General features: G+C 28.5%; 17 protein-coding genes. 3 read left to right on the top strand and 14 right to left on the bottom strand.

Annotated elements, in window-relative coordinates; genetic code table 11:
* Nucleotides 1-60: 60 nt before the first annotated feature.
* The 12 genes from BMW96_RS00090 to BMW96_RS00030 form a co-directional block, all read right to left on the bottom strand.
* Nucleotides 61-1,023 carry an ABC transporter permease gene (locus BMW96_RS00090; RefSeq protein WP_092351224.1) on the bottom strand — a complete coding sequence of 321 codons (963 nt, stop codon included), beginning with the start codon at nucleotides 1,021-1,023 and terminating at the stop codon, nucleotides 61-63.
* The gene (locus BMW96_RS00085) at nucleotides 1,023-2,093 is read right to left on the bottom strand and encodes an ABC transporter permease (protein ID WP_092351222.1); all 1,071 of its coding nucleotides are present in this window, start codon (nucleotides 2,091-2,093) and stop codon (nucleotides 1,023-1,025) included. Before BMW96_RS00085 ends, BMW96_RS00090 begins: the two co-directional genes overlap by 1 nt.
* Nucleotides 2,083-3,615 carry an ABC transporter ATP-binding protein gene (locus BMW96_RS00080; protein WP_092351220.1) on the bottom strand — a complete coding sequence of 511 codons (1,533 nt, stop codon included), beginning with the start codon at nucleotides 3,613-3,615 and terminating at the stop codon, nucleotides 2,083-2,085. The genes BMW96_RS00085 and BMW96_RS00080 overlap by 11 nt, the downstream gene beginning before the upstream one ends.
* Nucleotides 3,616-3,669: 54 nt before the next feature.
* Complete coding sequence (locus BMW96_RS00075; RefSeq protein ID WP_092351218.1) at nucleotides 3,670-4,764, bottom strand: BMP family lipoprotein; 1,095 nt, start codon at nucleotides 4,762-4,764, stop codon at nucleotides 3,670-3,672.
* A gap of 95 nt (nucleotides 4,765-4,859) precedes the next feature.
* Nucleotides 4,860-7,118 carry a DNA translocase FtsK gene (locus tag BMW96_RS00070; protein ID WP_092351216.1) on the bottom strand — a complete coding sequence of 753 codons (2,259 nt, stop codon included), beginning with the start codon at nucleotides 7,116-7,118 and terminating at the stop codon, nucleotides 4,860-4,862.
* Between the two features lie 80 nt (nucleotides 7,119-7,198).
* Complete coding sequence (locus tag BMW96_RS00065) at nucleotides 7,199-8,893, bottom strand: ribonuclease J (RefSeq protein WP_092351214.1); 1,695 nt, start codon at nucleotides 8,891-8,893, stop codon at nucleotides 7,199-7,201.
* Between the two features lie 237 nt (nucleotides 8,894-9,130).
* Complete coding sequence (locus BMW96_RS00060) at nucleotides 9,131-9,922, bottom strand: dihydrodipicolinate synthase family protein (protein WP_092351212.1); 792 nt, start codon at nucleotides 9,920-9,922, stop codon at nucleotides 9,131-9,133.
* A gap of 2 nt (nucleotides 9,923-9,924) precedes the next feature.
* A complete protein-coding gene (locus BMW96_RS00055; RefSeq protein ID WP_092351210.1) occupies nucleotides 9,925-10,986 on the bottom strand; it encodes an amino acid kinase family protein in 1,062 nt (353 codons plus the stop codon).
* A complete protein-coding gene (locus tag BMW96_RS00050; protein WP_092351208.1) occupies nucleotides 10,979-11,569 on the bottom strand; it encodes a dipicolinate synthase subunit B in 591 nt (196 codons plus the stop codon). Before BMW96_RS00050 ends, BMW96_RS00055 begins: the two co-directional genes overlap by 8 nt.
* Entirely contained in the window at nucleotides 11,556-12,305 is a 750-nt protein-coding gene (locus tag BMW96_RS00045) for an NAD(P)-dependent oxidoreductase (RefSeq protein ID WP_092351204.1), read from the bottom strand. The genes BMW96_RS00050 and BMW96_RS00045 overlap by 14 nt, the downstream gene beginning before the upstream one ends.
* Before the next feature lie 62 nt (nucleotides 12,306-12,367).
* On the bottom strand, nucleotides 12,368-12,685 hold the full coding sequence (locus BMW96_RS00040; protein ID WP_092351202.1) for a hypothetical protein: 318 nt from the start codon (nucleotides 12,683-12,685) through the stop codon (nucleotides 12,368-12,370).
* A gap of 651 nt (nucleotides 12,686-13,336) precedes the next feature.
* Nucleotides 13,337-13,894 carry a DJ-1 family glyoxalase III gene (locus tag BMW96_RS00030; protein WP_092351198.1) on the bottom strand — a complete coding sequence of 186 codons (558 nt, stop codon included), beginning with the start codon at nucleotides 13,892-13,894 and terminating at the stop codon, nucleotides 13,337-13,339.
* 200 nt (nucleotides 13,895-14,094) lie between these two features.
* Here BMW96_RS00030 and BMW96_RS00025 point away from each other — a divergent pair, with 200 nt between their 5' ends.
* From BMW96_RS00025 to BMW96_RS00015, 3 genes are read left to right on the top strand one after another with little or no spacing between them, the layout of a single operon-like run.
* Nucleotides 14,095-14,703, top strand: coding sequence for an ECF transporter S component (locus BMW96_RS00025; protein WP_092351196.1), 609 nt, complete (start codon nucleotides 14,095-14,097; stop codon nucleotides 14,701-14,703).
* Between the two features lies 1 nt (nucleotide 14,704).
* On the top strand, nucleotides 14,705-15,901 hold the full coding sequence (coaBC, locus tag BMW96_RS00020) for a bifunctional phosphopantothenoylcysteine decarboxylase/phosphopantothenate--cysteine ligase CoaBC (protein WP_092351194.1): 1,197 nt from the start codon (nucleotides 14,705-14,707) through the stop codon (nucleotides 15,899-15,901).
* Nucleotides 15,885-16,664 (top strand): type III pantothenate kinase, encoded by a 780-nt coding sequence (locus BMW96_RS00015; RefSeq protein WP_092351192.1) that lies wholly within the window; start codon nucleotides 15,885-15,887, stop codon nucleotides 16,662-16,664. The genes coaBC and BMW96_RS00015 overlap by 17 nt, the downstream gene beginning before the upstream one ends.
* 156 nt (nucleotides 16,665-16,820) lie before the next feature.
* Here BMW96_RS00015 and BMW96_RS00010 read toward each other — a convergent pair whose 3' ends face one another.
* Entirely contained in the window at nucleotides 16,821-17,159 is a 339-nt protein-coding gene (locus BMW96_RS00010; RefSeq protein WP_244881228.1) for a DUF3795 domain-containing protein, read from the bottom strand.
* A gap of 184 nt (nucleotides 17,160-17,343) precedes the next feature.
* Nucleotides 17,344-17,646, bottom strand: a 303-nt coding sequence (locus BMW96_RS00005) for a PD-(D/E)XK nuclease domain-containing protein (RefSeq protein WP_177165802.1), incomplete at its 5' end; no start/stop codon positions are given.

Genomic DNA, 17,646 nt, shown 5'->3' with positions numbered 1-17,646 from the left:
TAGAAAATAAAATTAAAACACCAATTTATTAAAATAAAAAGCTAAATATTACTTTGCTTTTTATCGCTTTGATTTATCAAATGGTTCACCAGCTGCCTTTGGAGCAGCAGAATTTTTTGATGTAAAAGCTAATAGTATCAATGTTGCAAGATAGGGAAAAATTCTAAAAACAATTCCAGGAATTCCAGAATTTAATAAAAATGGAATTGAAGCATATGTTACTGCTAAAGTTTTAGCAACAGCAAAGAATATCGCTGAAAATGCAATTTGCCAAGGATTCCAATTTCCAAATATTAAAACAGCTAACGCTAAAAAACCATATCCTGCTACTGTACTTGAATATTCGCTTGTAATAGGAATAACATAGATCAATCCACCAATTCCAGCTAAAACGCCTGATAAAACAACTCCTAAATAACGTATCCTGTAAACATTGATTCCAGCTGCATCAGCAGCATGAGGATTCTCACCACAAGTTCTAATTCTTAAACCCGTTTTAGTTTTATATAAAAAAACATATGTAAAAATCAAAATGATGATTCCAATAAAAGTAGATATATAAAAATCATTAAAAAACATTTCGCCTATTATTGGAATATTTGATAAAATTGGGATTTTTTTTATTAAAAACTCATTTGTAAAAGGAATACTTTTAACACCACCAAACATTGTTTTAGCTATAAAAATACCTAGTGCTGGTGCAAATAAGTTTAAAGCAGTTCCAGAAATGGTTTGATCTGCTTTCATATTAATTGATGCAAAAGCATGTAATAAAGCAAATAGTCCTCCAATAATTCCAGAAATTATCAAAGATATCCAAAATAACAATTGTCCCTGCATCCAATTATTATTTTGTGCTGTATATATAAACAAAATCCCAAAAAAAGCTCCAAAGATCATAATTCCCTCTAATGCAATATTAATAACACCAGAGCGTTCGCTAAATAATCCTCCTAATGCTACAACTAATAAAGGAATTGAAAACATCAAGCTTTGTCTAAATAAAAAATAAAATAAATCCATTATTTTCCTCCTCGTTTATAACGTCGCTTTTTTTCTAAAAATAAACGAATAAATAAAGTAAAAGAGCTAAAATAGATAATTGCAGCAACTATAATATCAATTATTTCAACTGCAATATTAACTGCTTGAACATAATTTCCTCCTAAATTAATATAAGCAATAAATAATGCTGCAAAAATTACTCCTAAAGGATTATTAAAACCTAATAAAGCTACTGAAATTCCATTAAATCCTTCAGCTGCTAATACCTCGGCTGTACTAATTGTTCTACCAGTTCCTGCTAAATAAACTAATGCACCACCTAGACCAGCAAAAAAACCAGCTATTATCATTGATAAGATTATACTTTTCTTTTCATTCATTCCAGCATACTTACTTGCATTTGAATTATAACCAGCAGCTTTTAATTCATAACCATATGTTGTTTTATTCATTATAACATAAGCAATTATACATACACCAATTGCAATAAATGTTCCAATATTAATACTAGAACCTCTAAAAATTTTGTCTAACCCTAAATTAGGAACAGCTAAACTTTTAGAGATTGAATATGATTCTGCCCCTGTAGAATTATACATATATTGCTTAACACCCTCAATCACTATTAGCATCCCAATATAATTCATCATGATTCCTGAAATAACTTCATTTACATTCCGATATGCTTTGAGTATTCCTGGTACACTAGCCCACAAGGCTCCAGCTACTCCTCCTGCTAAAGTTGCAAAAAGCCAACGAATTGAATCTGGAATAAAAGTTAGATTAAAAGCTGCAAACATTGAAACAAAAGCACCAATTATATATTGTCCTGGTGTTCCAATATTAAATAAGCCGCATTTAAACGCAAAGGCAACTGAAAGTCCTGTCATCATGATAGGAACTGATAGATATAATACTTCGCCAATACTTTTTATTCCACGATAGATTCCCCCTCTAAGTAAAATAGAAAAACCTTCCAAAGCATTACTAGGAACAACTAAAAACATGATTAATAATCCAAAAATCAAACCACAACTAATAGCAATCAATGATGAGATAAATGATTTAAACCATTCTTTATTTTTCATCATTTACACCTCGCTTAGAACCTGACATATATAACCCTAATTCTTCAGCATTAACTTTTTTAGGATCTAAATTTCCTACTATTTGACCTTCATGCATAACTAAAATACGATCACTAATACTCATAACTTCATCCAGCTCTAAACTTACTAATAAAACAGCATGTCTATTATTACGGTATTGAATGAGCTGCTCATGAATAAATTCAATTGCTCCAATATCCAAACCTCGCGTTGGCTGCACAGCAATTAATAAATCACAATTACTATTAATTTCACGAGCAATAATAGCTTTTTGCTGATTACCCCCAGATAACTCATGTACTTTTGAATACACTCCCTGCCCTGAACGAACATCATAGTTTTTAATCAAAATTTGTGCCTGCTTATATATATAGTCAAAACGCAAAAAACCCCATTTTTGATTATCCCTAGTAAAATAATTTTTTAAAATCATATTTTCTGCTAAATTATAATCAAGAACTAATCCATATTTGTGACGATCTTCAGGAATATGTGCTATGCCTTCTAAATTTCGCTGACGTATTGAGCTATTTGTAATATCTTTATTATTTAAAGTGATTTTACCTCTATATCCATTCAGCATTCCAGTAATAGCATATATTAATTCGCTTTGCCCATTTCCTTCTATCCCTGCTAAACAAACTATTTCATTTTGTTTAACTTCAAAATTAATATTTGATAAAATCTTCTTGCTAACTCCTCTTTTTGAATAATTAAGATTTTCTACTTTTAATACTATTTCACCAGGTTCACAGATTTCTTTTTCAACAACAAGATTCACATCACGACCAACCATCTTTCTTGATAATTGTTCTTTAGAAACATTTTGAACATTAACAGTATCAATATACTTTCCTTTACGAATAATAGTACATCGATCAGCTGCCATTTTAATTTCATTTAATTTATGAGTAATAAATATAATTGATTTCCCTTCCCTCGCTAAACTTTTCATAATTTTTAAAAGTTCATCAATTTCTTGAGGGGTTAACATGGCAGTTGGTTCATCAAAAATTAGTATCTCATTATCTCGAAATAGCATTTTTAAAATCTCAACTCTTTGTTGCATTCCAACTGTAATATCTTTAACTATGGCATCTGGATCAATATTTAAATTATACTGCTTTGATAAAATCATAATTTGCTTACGTGCATTTTCCTTGACTAAAAAACCGTTTTTACACTCTTCAGTTCCTAAAATAATATTATCTAATACACTAAAAGTTTCCACTAATTTAAAATGCTGATGGACCATTCCAATCTTGAACCGATTAGCATCATTTGGATTATTGATTTTTACTAATTGACCTTTTATTTTAATACATCCAGAATCCGGCTGATACAAACCAAATAAAATAGACATCAAAGTAGATTTTCCAGCTCCATTTTCACCTAATAAAGCATGTATTTCCCCTTTTTTCAACTGTAAAGTTATATTGTCATTTGCTTTGATTCCTGGAAATTCTTTAGTAATATTTAACATCTCTATTACATATTCCATAAATCTACTCCTTTTATTTTTCTATTTTTTAAATAAAAAGCGGGTAACCCGCTTTTACTTATCATATGTAATATTAACATTAGAAAGGTTTAACTTAGCAGGATTTCCATTATCTTTATTATCATTATCAACTTCTGCTCTTGTTTTAATTTTTACACTACCATTAGCTATTTTAGTAAAAATTTCATTATATGCATCCTCGTTAAAGTTGCCTAAATGTTCAAAATCTTTCGGTAATCCAATATATCCACCTGTTGCATCAAGAGTTTCAATTCCACCCTTAAACTTATCGTTTTTGTAATCAACTAATTTATCATAAACTGTTTTATTAACATCCTTTAGAGCAGAAGTAATTACTACTCCTGTACTATCATCATTTTGATTACTATCTACTCCTATCGCAAACTTTTCTGCCTCTTTAGCAGCCGGAAAGATAGAATTACAAATTCCGCCTCCACAAGAAAAAATAACTTCTAATCCACTATCATACCATTTAGCTGCTTTAGTTTTAACTGCTGGATCTTCATTAAAAGTTCCTGTATAAGTATACATCATATCAATCTTAATACCTGATTGCATTGCAGCATCATTTGCACCTTGAAGATATCCATATCCATAATTAATTACAGCAGGCAAAGCAATTCCACCCATGAATCCAAGTTTAGTAAAACCACCTTTTATGGCAGCATAGCCAGCTAGATATCCTGCCTGTAGTTCATTATATAATGCACAATAAACATTATCTTTTGGTTTAATTTCTGTAGATTTTGTACTATCTTTTTTATCAGGAATTGTAGGAACAGCATCAATTAAAATAAATTTAACTTCATCATATTCATCTTGTAATTCACCAATTGCATTGCAAAACTTATAACCTGGACAAACAATTACTTTTGCTCCATTTAAAACAGCCTCATCAATTTGTGCTTTATAACCTGCATCATCAAAACTGGCTGGTTTATAATATTTATAAGTGACATTCTTATCTTTGCCAAACCTTTCAACTGCCTGCCAGGCAGATTGATTAAACGATTTATCATTTATATCACCAGCATCAGTAACTAGTGCAATTTCAAATTCTTCACCACTATTACCACATCCAACTAATAAAAATGAAAAAATAAGAAGCAATATTAATAATTTTCTCATCTTAAATTTTCCTCCTTGTAAACTTAGAATAATCATTTATCAAAATTATATCCATTTATCCTTTTAAATATACAATCTAAAAATAAAGAAGATATCTATTCGATATCTTCTTCCTGATAACCACGTATATATACTTCTCGAGGCTTAGAACCAATTTGTGGTCCAATTACTCCATCTGCTTCTAATTGATCAATTATTCGAGCTGCTTTATTATATCCAATTCTAAACTGTCTTTGCAATAATGAAGTACTAGCTTTTTGGGCATTAATTACAAAACTGCGACACATTTCATATTCTTCATCTTCCTCTTCTTCTTTTGAAGCTGCATTAGATGTGGTCGTATTTAATTTAACATTTATATATTTTTCATCATAATTAGCCTCCTGCTGATTAGCAGTATGATGAGAAATAGCACTAACTTCTTCATCAGATACAAAAGCCCCTTGAACCCTAATTGGTGAACTTGAGCCCATTGGAGAAAATAGCATGTCTCCTTTACCAAGTAATTTTTCAGCTCCTGATGTATCTAAAATTGTCCTAGAATCAATTCCTGAAGAAACTGCAAAAGCAATTCTTGAAGGAATATTGGCTTTAATAACACCTGTGATAATATCTGTAGATGGTCTTTGTGTTGCAACAATCAAGTGAATTCCTGCAGCTCTTGCCATTTGGGCAATTCTCATAATGCAATCTTCTACTTGTTTACTAGCAACCATCATTAAATCAGCAACTTCATCTAAAATAATGATATGAAAAGGTAAGACTTCAAGTTGTTTATCTAATGGCAAATCACCATTTTTTTTATGTACATAATTGTTATATCCTTCAATATTTCTAACATTAGCCCCTGCAAATAAATCATAACGACGTTCCATTTCTGCTACAACTTCTTGTAAAACAGCAGCAGCTTTTTTAGGATCAGTTACTACTGGAGCTAATAAATGAGGAATACCATTATAATTAGTAAGTTCAACTTTTTTAGGATCAACTAAAATAAATTTAACTTCATCGGGTCTAGCACGCATTAAAATACTACAAATAATAGTATTTACGCACACTGATTTTCCACTTCCTGTTGCTCCAGCAATTAATAAATGTGGCATCTTGTTTAATTCAGCATATATGGTTTTGCCACTAACATCTTTACCTAATGGCACTAACAATTTATTTGATTGTAATTCTTTAGGAATATCTTTAATAACTTCTTTAAATGTAACCATTGTAGCCACACTATTAGGAATTTCAACTCCAACAGCGGGTTTGCCAGGAATTGGTGCTTCAATTCGAATATCTTTTGCTGCTAAAGCTAATTTAATATCATCTTGTAATTGTATAATTTTATTAACTCTTATTCCTGTTTCAAGTTTTAATTCATATTTGGTTACAGAAGGTCCAATAAAAATATCACTGATTGAAGCATTGACTCCAAATTCATGGAGAACATTAGTTAATGCATCAGCTTTTTCTAAAGCATTTCCTTTATTATCACCAGACTTTTTAGAAACAGGATTTTTTAATAGTGATAAAGCTGGTAAACGATAATTTTTATTTACTTTTTGTTTTGGTTTTAAATTATCGTTTTCATGTATTTTAGGTTCTTTGTCTTTTATTTCAAGAGTCATTGATTTTTCATCAAATTCTAAAGCTGAAGAAAGACTATCGTCTTCTTCTAAATGAGCTGTATGTATTCTAGCAGATGTTTTCTTTTCAGATTTTTTTTCATCCATTTCAAATATATCATCTGGAAAAAAGGCAATATCTCTTTTTTTTGTAAAAAAATCAATAAACTTACTAGTATTTTGTTGTTTTCCTTTCTTCTTTTTTAATTTATTTTTTTCTTTTTTATTATGTTTTACATAAAATTTACTCCCTAATAAAGCTATACTGATAAAAAGAGTAAATCCTCCTGCTATAATAGCCCCTGTTTTATCAAATAAATAACTAAACATACCATATAATATCGCACCAATAAATCCCCCACGATTACATGGAGCAGTAGCAATATATTGGTTAACTACTTTCATTCCAGTTATATTATCTTCACTTAAAGATGACATAAAAATTAATATAGATCCAGTCAATAAATATAGCCCAATTGCATTAGGACCATTAAACCGTGGCAATTTGGCATAATAAACTACATAAAAGCTAATTATGATCAAAGCAATATATCCAATTCCTACAAAATTTCCAAGTATGTATGTACATAAAAAATTTAACTGTTCTCCTATTGGACCCAGTTTCATTGCTGCTACAACAATTAAGAATAAACCCGTAACAGCAATAATTCTAATTTTCAAATCTTCACTTAGCTGCTCTTGTTTTGATTTTTTTGACCGACTTGTCTTAGCCATGACTCACACTCCCTACTCTAACTCAATTATTATATCATAACAAATTAAGATATCAAAAGAAAAAGCAAGCCCAAACTTGCTTAAACTTCGATAATTATTGGCAAAATAACAGGTCGTTTTCCAGTTTCTTTATTAATAAATTTACTAGATTTATCTTTAATTTCCTGACGTACTTCAACTGCTTCTAAAGTTGGATCATTTTTCATCTGTTCAGTACACTTTTCAGCAATATCAATTATTCCTTTGATAATATGTTCAGAATCTCTTAAATAAACAAAACCACGAGATTGAACATCGGTATTTGCAATGATTTCATGAGTTTTACTATCAATTGTTATACCAATAATAACTACACCATCGTTTGATAACTGAATTCGATCATCAATGACTTTATCACCAACATCACCAACACCAATTCCATCAATCATTACATCTTCGACTTCAATAGTATCACGATAATCTTCTAGTTTTCCATTTTTAAATGTTAAAAATTCACCATTATCAATAATAGCAATATTTTCTGAAGGAATATCCATATTTCTAGCCACATCCATATTAGAAATAAAATGTTGATATTCTCCTTTAATTGGAACAAAGTAGGTTGGATTAAAAATCTGAATAATAACTTTAATATCCTCTTGAGATGCATGCATTGAATATAATTCTTTATTTTTTAAAACATGAATTTTTGAATCAGTTTTATACAATTCATTAATAGCTTTATTAGCAATTTTTTCAGTTCCAGGAATTACTGGTGAAGCAACAATAAAAGTATCATTTTTATTAAGTTTTAAATACTCATCACCACCATCAATAATATCACTAATATCATGATAAATTCGCTGAGGGGTACCACTTAATAATACTACTAAATTATTATCTACAGATTTTTTCCCAATATCAGTTGAAAAAGCAATTAATTCTTTAGGAACCTGAATTATAGCTTTTTTCAGACGTTGCCCAATTCTTACGATACTATTAGTACTATCATATTTATCACGACCATAAAAAACAATTTTTCGCTTATATTTTTTTGTTAATTCTACAATTTCTTTTGTTCTAAAAATATTTTGGGCATATGATGAAATAATAATTCGCCCCTCACTATCTTCAAAAATATTATCAATTTTTTCTGTCAACTTATGTTTTGGAGATGTATATCCTGAATTTCTAGAATATGATGATTCACACAATAATGCTAAGACACCTTTTTTTCCAATTTCCATCATTTTTTGAATATCACATCTAAATCCTTCTGGAGCTCCAAAATCAACAATAAATTCACCACTATAGACAATATAACCATCTTTTGTCCATAAAGCTACTCCAACACTTCCAGGTATCGAATGAGTAACTGGGAAAAACTCTATAGGAACACCAGCTATATCAATTGAATCATTTCGTTTAACTCTTATAAGTTGATAATGTGCTTTAAAATTATTATGTTTTTTATGCCGTCTCATCATTTGATCGATTAAATCAGCAGTTAATGCTGGAGCATATATTGGTGCATTTACAGCTTCTAATAAATATGGTAATGCAGCCATTACATCATCATGTCCATGAGTAATAATTATCGCTACGACCTTTTGGGCATTTTCTTTTAAATAATCAAAACTAGGAATAATTATATCCACTCCTAATTTACTTATTTCTGGAAATCTAAACCCTGCATCTAAAATAAAAATCTGTTCTTTTATTTCAATGCAGTACATACTTTTACCCATCTCAGCTTGTCCACCAAGCGGTAAAATCTTTACAACATCTTTTCTCATTTTTTCCTCCAATTTATTATTTATAATATGTATAAAAACAATCCTTAATATATTAACACATCAAAGTATGGTTGGCTAATACTTTCTAAAAACATTGTAACAAAAATTAAATAAAAAGAGAAATAAATTAATATTTCTTTTTATGATGGATACAGCTTTAGTTATAGTATGCGCAATATAATTAGATTTTAGCCACTATATGTCTACTTAAAAAAACAGTATTAATGGAGAAATAAATTAATATTTCTCCATTAATTTATTCAACTGTTTCTCTAATTTATCATCTATTTTAACTAGTGGCAAACGTAATCTATAATTAATATAACCTTTTTTAGATAAAATATATTTTAAACTGCTAGATATATTATCACGATAAAAATATTTAACTAACAAATTAAAATAATCACTGTTTACTTCACTATCATTTAATAGACTAACAGACTGATAATCAATATTGCTTAAATCACTAATGATACCATCATAACTATGATGAATTTTTAAAACATTTTTGTCATGAATGTATTTTTTTGTTATTATTGAACTATCAAAATCCTGTTCAGTAATTAATCCACAGATATTGGTATGCTTTTGCAATAAAATTTTAACATCCTCATTTTCTAAAATATTTCGATGATAAAAATCAATAATAATTTTTTTATCTGTAATTACTGAAATCAAATCAATGTGTTTATAAATACTTGTATTTGAATACCTAGCCATACTAGGTACTTTAACAATATATCCAGTTAACCCCTTAATATCATTAAGCTCATTAATTTGTTCTATTGCTTTTTTAGTACTTTCTTGCAAAATATAAACATATATCTCTAAATCATAATGATAACAAATATACTTAATTAAATGTTTGAGTTCAATTGGATTCAAAAGCATTCCTTCACCAGTAAAACTTCCAATAATAAAACAATGATTCTTTTGAAATGCTAAACGTTTGATTAAAACATCTACAGCTTGATAATCAATAATTCCATCTTCTTTAAAAGGTGTGATCAAATTAGTGAAAATTTTCATTTTTAATCACTTCTAACAATTAAATCGTGTAGTAAATTAATATCTTGCTTTTGCATCTTTACTTTTACATAATAACTATCAGCTTCTTTATTTGAGGTAAGAGCAAACTTTTCTAAAAAATCACGATAAATATCATCATTTTCAAGTTCACACCCTACAAAATGCACTTTTGTATAAGCGTCTATTTTCGTATATTTAGTTTTTAATTTATGAAGATTTTCTTCTAAAACAAGATAATCATTTTCATATTTATCAAATAAATAATTAAAATCTTTTTTTACTATTTCTTCATCAAAACGTATTAGCCAGTAATTAAAATCAATCGACATCGTCTTGATTTTTGTATCATCATGATTGATTAAAGTACCAATACTATCATTATAAATAGACCGTAAATTGATCTTAAATCCATCTTTGTGATAACCTTCAAGAAGTGCTTTATAACAAATTATTCGAGCTTTATGCTTAGCTAAATCAAGAGCTTGACGATATCCCACATGCTTGATCAAACGAGCATCACTAATATATTTTGGATCTCCAGTATAAATCCCACAAACATCACTATAAATATATACTTCATCTAAATCCATTCTTCTAGCAATATAAACAGCACTATAATCACTGTCACCTTGTTGTAATATTCGTACATTTTTATATTTATCAACCCCCTGGAATCCAGGAAGGATAATTACATCATATTTCTTGAAATATTCAATTACCTTTTCCTTATCAAAATCTACTAGTCGATTACCTCTGACTTTCAAACCAGCCTGTAAACTAGAAAGAGAAATTGCTTTAATATTTTTTTTCCTTAACTCACTTGATAAAACCACACTGCTGATAGTTTCACCACAACTAACAATTCGGCTGTATTCATCATATGATAATTGCCAAGATACTAATTCTTTTAATGTATCAGTTGCATAAGGTTCAGGATAACGTCCCATAGCACTAACAATTACGATTAATTTATGATTTAAGTTTTTTTTAATAATTCTACTTACTGCACTTATTGAATCATTATCACGTAAAGACGTACCACCAAATTTTAATACTTTATACATCTTTAATCCCCTCAAACACTGGCTGAATCTGTTTATTATTTAAAGAATTAATTAATGTTTGAATAACCAGGTTTTCATCAAACAGCATACTATTAGGTTTTTTTACACAATCATCTTGATACATTGGTACTAAATAAAAATGTTTTGTATTTAAAATCTGCATAATATTTTTCCCTGAATTACTTAAAGCATCGTTTGTTGCAATTGCTAAAACAACATTATTCTCATTTCTTAATGTTGATTTACATGCCATTGTTACAGCATTATCATTGATTCCATAAGTAAGTTTTGCAAGTGTATTTCCACTACAAGGCATAACAAGCATTAAATCTAATGGTATTTTAGGTCCGAAAATTTCAGCATTAACTACATCACTGATAACTTTACGTTTAACTATTTTCTCTATTTCCTCAATCAATTCATCAGCTTGGTCAAAACGAGTATCACAAGTTAATATTTTTTCACTGACAAAAATATACAAATCACATTCTTGTTTAACTAATTCCTTAATAACAACCATTGATTTTTTTAAAGAACAAAAAGAACCTGTGATCCCAATCCCAATTTTTTTATTTTTTAACATTTGTATCAACTGCCCTTTTAATTGCCTTATATAAAGCAAAAGCACTACTTTGATAAGCATATTTAGTTGGTAATTGTTTTAATAAGTGATAATTAGTATCCCTTTTACTATTTTCTAAACCATATGGTTTAGATGCAACATCATAAATTTGACACTTTTCATCTTTAGTCGATAACATCTTATCTGTAATAATATTGCTTGGAATCGTATTTATAATAAAATCATAACCCTCTAAAGTTAATTCATTCAAACGAATATAACGATATCCTCTAGCAACTACTTCTTCATGATAATGATCATTGCGATTTGAAACTGTAATCTTTGCATTAAAACGTTCAAATTTACCAGCTAGATCTTTTCCGCAATGCCCATAACCTAAAATTAAGATATTTGAATTTGATAAACTAATATTATTATCAATTATCATATACGCAATTAATGCTTCATCACAAATATAAGTGTTTTCATTAACAAATTGTTCATCATGATATAAATAATCATATTTAAATCCTTTTAATTTACTTAAATAACATAATCTTTGATTTTTTAATAAAGTTAATACAACAGAATCACAAGCAAAATCTACTTGTTCAAATCCTTTACCATCTTTACCCAGATATACAATCTGACAAGATGATATAAACCTGCTATCATCTTCTATCTGATAACCATCTTTAACCATCAGCTTGGCTAAATATTTACAGCGATTATCAGTACCATTAATATAAACTAACATATTTCACCTCTACTATAAAATATGATAATTATCTAAGTTTGTTACAAGGTTGGTGAATTTCATCAACCTTGTAAATTAAAGCCCATTTCTTCAGTAATTAAGCCTAAAATTATTTCAATCCGTTCTTGCAGCATATCAACCGCTTGATCAAGAATTACTTTTTCTTTTATTTCATGATCATAATCTTCTATTTCAAATACACATTTAACTACAAAAAAATTTTTTTCATTCTCACCTACTTTAATCTGGTAATTAAGTACCAGGTTCTCTTTTTGACTATGACTGTACCCTACTTCAATACGTGCTTTTACATTTTTAGGCACATAATCTTCCTTATCATTGATTACATTAGCATGAATACTTTTTAACTTAACTTCCATTTTAATTTCCTCCTTATTATTTTCTACATTAAAAAAAGTGATTTTTCTTTTATTATTTACATTTTTTTAGGATTTTATTAAAATAACCTCAATGGAGGTTGAAAAATGTACTACTTAATGCTTATCTATACTTTTTTATTATCATTAAAAACTTCCTGGACATATAATAATTTTACTTTTTTATCTTACCAAAAAGATCTACGAATTCATTATCTTATTTGGATTACAATCATGTCATGTTTTTTATTATATAAAATATATAAACTGATAAAAAAAATCACCTATATAACTTTCCATAATCAAGTAATGATATGTTTCAGTTTTTTATCTATGTTAATAGGTTCATATTTGCCTTATGATCCTAATCATGAAAATATAATTTCTATTTTGCATATAATACTATCTTCTTTAGGAGCTTTATCACTATTAATAATTATTCAAATACTTATATATCGAATTATTCTAGTTGATCTAATTTTTTATAAAAAAATGACTATGATATATCGTAGTCTAATCCTGATGTTAGGAATGTTTATTATTATGTTTGGTTCTATTAATAGTATTGTTGAGCTGTTTTTTACTTTTACAGTATTAATTTCTTTAAATGAAATAGAAAAATATTTTAAATAAAACATCTTGTAACAAAAAAAGTTACAAGATGTTTTTTTCTAAGTATTTGTACTGCATACTTTCTTTAATTTCTTCACTATTACCACCAAGAGCATCTAATAATGCATAAGCAAAAGCTAATGCAGCAGCAGGACCTTTTCCTGTTATAATATTATTATCTATTATAACTAAAGCTTCTTGATAATTTGCACTAGATAACTGAGTATCAAACCCAGGAAAACAAGTAACTGTTTTTCCTTCAATAATCCCTGCTTTTTCTAATACAATTGGTCCTGCACAAATTGCTCCAATAATTTTATTAGCTTCATTAAATTTTTGAATGATTTTAATGACTCTTGAATCATCTCTTAAATTAGTAGCACCAGGTAATCCTCCAGGGATAACTATAGCATCATATGTTTCAATCGTATCATCAAATATACGATCCATTGCTATTTTTATTTGATGAGAACTAATAACTTCTAATTTATTCATTCCAACCATTGTACATTCAATTTTTGCTCTTCGCATTACATCTACTACTGATAATGCTTCTAATTCTTCAAAACCATCATGAAATAATACTGCTATTTTTTTCATCATAAAACCTCCTTGGATAATATTTTACCACTATAGAAATTAAATTGCATTATCTTAATGATTGAATTATCAGTTATATCGTACTATAATGGCCTTGTTGTTAAATAAATATTTAGTAATGACAAAGCATTAACTATCTAATTATTTATGTAAAAAATATCGTAAACACCGTATCTTAATGAACGGTAGTGGAGGAAAGAATGAAAAATAAAAAAACTAAAGATCTTGTTTTGTATGCAATGTTTATTGCAATTGAAATGCTGCTTGTATTTATTCCTTTTTTAGGATATATCCCAATTGGTCCATTGCGTGCAACAACATTACATATTCCAGTAATTATTGCTGGAATTATTTTAGGTAAAAAAGGCGGTAGCCTCATTGGACTTATTTTTGGTTTAAGCAGTTTGTTCTATAATACAATTAACCCAACTGTGACTTCCTTTGTTTTTTCACCATTTCTTAGTGGGAACATTTTAAGTGCAGTTATTGCAATTTTACCTAGAGTACTGATTGGGTTTATTGCTGGATTAATTTTCGAACAAGTATTAAAATATAATTGGAACAAATATTTAGGTATGATCATATCTAGTTTAACTGGTGCCTTAACTAACACTATCTTAGTATTAAGTGGAATTTATTTAATCTTTGGTCATAGTTATGCTCAGGCAATCGGTCAGGATTTTAATATACTAATGGCTTATTTAATTGGCGTTGTTACTAGTAGCGGGATACTAGAAGCTATTGTTGGAGCTGTTATTACACTTCTTGTCTGTCAGCCTTTATTAATACTTACAAAGAAAGGAAATTAGAATGAAAACAATAATTGTAGGAGTTAGTGGCAGCATTGCTGCATATAAAGTTTGTGAATTAGTAAGAACTCTAAAGAAAAATAATTATGATGTTGAAATAATTATGACACATAATGCAACTAAATTTATTAGTCCGCTTACTTTGGGAGCATTAATAAATAAGCCTGTATTAATTGATGATTTTGATAAAGAAGGATATAAGATAAAACATATCAGTTATGCAAAAAAAGCAGACTGTTTTGTTATTGTTCCAGCGACTGCTAATATTATTGGTAAGATTGCAAATGGAATTTGTGATGATGTTTTAACATCAACATTTATTGCAGCTACTTGTCCAAAATTGATTGCACCTGCTATGAATGTCAATATGTATGATAATTTAGCGACCCAGCGTAATATTGAAAGATGTAAAACTTATGGTATTAAATTCGTTGAACCAGGTTATGGTTTATTAGCTTGTGGTGATACTGGGCGTGGAAAACTGGCTGATTTAAATCAGATTATGGCAATGATTGAGTATTGTTTATGTAATAAGCCCTTAAAAAACAAACGTGTCTTAATAACAGCAGGACCAACTCAAGAAGCAATTGACCCAGTAAGATATATTACTAATCATTCTAGTGGTAAAATGGGTTATGCATTAGCTAAAAGAGCATTTGAATTAGGTGCTAAAGTAACTTTAATAACTGGTCCTACTAACCTTGATTTTCCTTATGGGGTAAAAGTTATTCAAATAAAATCCGCTTCAGAAATGTTTGAAACAGTTAAATCAAAATATCAAAAACAAGATTATATAATTAAGGCTGCCGCAGTTGGTGATTATCGAGTTAAAGAAATCGCTCAAGATAAAATTAAGAAGAAAGATGATATTTTACAATTAGAATTAATAAAAAATGATGATATTCTTGCATATTTAGGTCAGCACAAAACAGACCAGATTATCTGTGGTTTTGCTATGGAAACAAAAAATCTTATTGATCACGCAAAAGAAAAATTCATTAAAAAGAATTGTGATTTATTAGTAGCTAATAATTTAAATGAACCTGGAGCTGGTTTTAAAAATGATACTAATAAAGTTACTTTTATTGCAAAAGATAAAATCCAACAAATTGAATTAATGACAAAAAATAATTTAAGTGATCTGATTTTAAAAGAACTAATCAAAATTAAGGAGGAAAAACATGTTAATAGTAATTGATATAGGTAATACAAATATTACAATGGGTTTAGTTGATAAAAATCAAATAATTGACAATTATCGTTTAACAACAAAATTAGAACGTACTTCTGATGAATATGGATTTATGTTATTAAGTTTCTTAAACGCTTCAAATATTCTTATTGATGAAATTGAAGATATTATTATTGCTTCTGTAGTACCTAAAATTATGTATTCATTTACAAATTCTATTAAAAAATATTTTAATCAAGAACCAATTATTGTTGGACCAGGAATTAAAACAGGAATTAGAATAAAAATTGATAATCCCAAAGAATTAGGTGCAGATCGCCTTGTTGATGCAGCTGGAGCCTATTATATTCATGGAGGGCCATGTTTAGTAATTGATTTTGGAACTGCCACTACATTTGATGTTGTTAATGAAAATGGTGATTTTCTTGGTGGAGCAACTGCTCCAGGAATTGGAATAAGTATTAATGCTTTATCAAGTCAAGCAGCAAAATTACCAGAAATTGAAATAAAAAAACCTAAATCTATTATTGCTAAAAACACTGTCACTAGTATGCAAGCTGGAATTATTCATGGATATGTAGGTTTAACCGAAAATATTATTACTGAAATAAAAAAAGAATACGGACAAAATTTAACTGTTATTTCAACTGGTGGTTTAGGTCGAATAATTTATAATGAGACTGATTTAATAGATATTTATGATCCTGATCTAACATTTAAAGGATTAAAAATAATTTATGATAAATACAAAAAAAGTTTGCAGATATAATTAAAAGTGGTGTTAGAATTAACCAATACCACTTTTTTTGTACACTAACTAAACATCTTCGTAAACTGGAATTTTGTTATTTCATTTTTTCTTGACACTCGCTACATTCTTTATCGTGAATAGAAATAATGCCACCGCATTTAAGACAAGTGTATTTTATTTTCTGCTGTTCCATGAAATGTTCCAAACCATGCCATGTCCTTGAACAAAACGGCTATTTTCTATAAGACTTGCTTGATACCTTTTGTTATAGCTTTTTTCAAGATTTTTAAGCAACTTACATGGATATTCAGCACATTCAAAACAATAGGATAACGATTTTTCTTTGATACACTCCTTTATTTTGCATTTACGACAATGTTCTGGTTTCCCTTTATCACTATTCAAGCACCCAGCACAAGACTTTTTATGGTAACAGTGCTTATAACAAACTTTGCAATTCATTCCACATGGAGCAAACATACTTATATCAATTTTTTCTTTTGGCATTTTCATAGTTGTCTGCCCCTTTCAATAAATTTCAATTTTCCAATTTAACAAACTGAAATTTAGTATAACTAAAGCTATTCAATATTATTTTTGTTTCATAACCTTTTTCACGATAATCTACATAGCTAACAACATTTTCTATAAATGCATATAGTTTAATTATTTCAATGTTTACTTTATCTTAAACCAACTATACCTTTGTAATATAACATTGTTTTTTGAAAAATGAGATACCATATCCTAATATTTTTTGATACCCACACTCTTCAAAATCTCTTATATATTTTTTATCCTCAATTTGATTAGCAGCCATATTACTATCCCTTACCAGTTGCTGGATACTTTGACTATGCTTACATTCTAATATAATAACTGCACCTGTTAATTTATCTGGAATCAGCGCTATATCAAATCTCCCTTTTCCACTTTCTCTATTTGATTTAACTTCATATCCATCTGCTTTTAAGAATCCTATCATGAATCCATGATAAAA

The organism is Thomasclavelia cocleata (genome assembly GCF_900102365.1).
Lineage (GTDB): Bacteria > Bacillota_I > Bacilli_A > Erysipelotrichales > Coprobacillaceae > Thomasclavelia > Thomasclavelia cocleata.
This window is presented reverse-complemented; position numbering and strand designations above follow the sequence as displayed.

Coding starts and splice junctions, on each gene's coding strand:
- BMW96_RS00090 (WP_092351224.1), bottom strand. CDS start 1,023: ATGGATTTATTTTATTTTTTATTTAGACAAAGCTTGATGTTTTCAATT.
- BMW96_RS00085 (WP_092351222.1), bottom strand. CDS start 2,093: ATGAAAAATAAAGAATGGTTTAAATCATTTATCTCATCATTGATTGCT.
- BMW96_RS00080 (WP_092351220.1), bottom strand. CDS start 3,615: ATGGAATATGTAATAGAGATGTTAAATATTACTAAAGAATTTCCAGGA.
- BMW96_RS00075 (WP_092351218.1), bottom strand. CDS start 4,764: ATGAGAAAATTATTAATATTGCTTCTTATTTTTTCATTTTTATTAGTT.
- BMW96_RS00070 (WP_092351216.1), bottom strand. CDS start 7,118: ATGGCTAAGACAAGTCGGTCAAAAAAATCAAAACAAGAGCAGCTAAGT.
- BMW96_RS00065 (WP_092351214.1), bottom strand. CDS start 8,893: ATGAGAAAAGATGTTGTAAAGATTTTACCGCTTGGTGGACAAGCTGAG.
- BMW96_RS00060 (WP_092351212.1), bottom strand. CDS start 9,922: ATGAAAATTTTCACTAATTTGATCACACCTTTTAAAGAAGATGGAATT.
- BMW96_RS00055 (WP_092351210.1), bottom strand. CDS start 10,986: ATGTATAAAGTATTAAAATTTGGTGGTACGTCTTTACGTGATAATGAT.
- BMW96_RS00050 (WP_092351208.1), bottom strand. CDS start 11,569: ATGTTAAAAAATAAAAAAATTGGGATTGGGATCACAGGTTCTTTTTGT.
- BMW96_RS00045 (WP_092351204.1), bottom strand. CDS start 12,305: ATGTTAGTTTATATTAATGGTACTGATAATCGCTGTAAATATTTAGCC.
- BMW96_RS00040 (WP_092351202.1), bottom strand. CDS start 12,685: ATGGAAGTTAAGTTAAAAAGTATTCATGCTAATGTAATCAATGATAAG.
- BMW96_RS00030 (WP_092351198.1), bottom strand. CDS start 13,894: ATGAAAAAAATAGCAGTATTATTTCATGATGGTTTTGAAGAATTAGAA.
- BMW96_RS00025 (WP_092351196.1), top strand. CDS start 14,095: ATGAAAAATAAAAAAACTAAAGATCTTGTTTTGTATGCAATGTTTATT.
- coaBC (WP_092351194.1), top strand. CDS start 14,705: ATGAAAACAATAATTGTAGGAGTTAGTGGCAGCATTGCTGCATATAAA.
- BMW96_RS00015 (WP_092351192.1), top strand. CDS start 15,885: ATGTTAATAGTAATTGATATAGGTAATACAAATATTACAATGGGTTTA.
- BMW96_RS00010 (WP_244881228.1), bottom strand. CDS start 17,159: ATGAAAATGCCAAAAGAAAAAATTGATATAAGTATGTTTGCTCCATGT.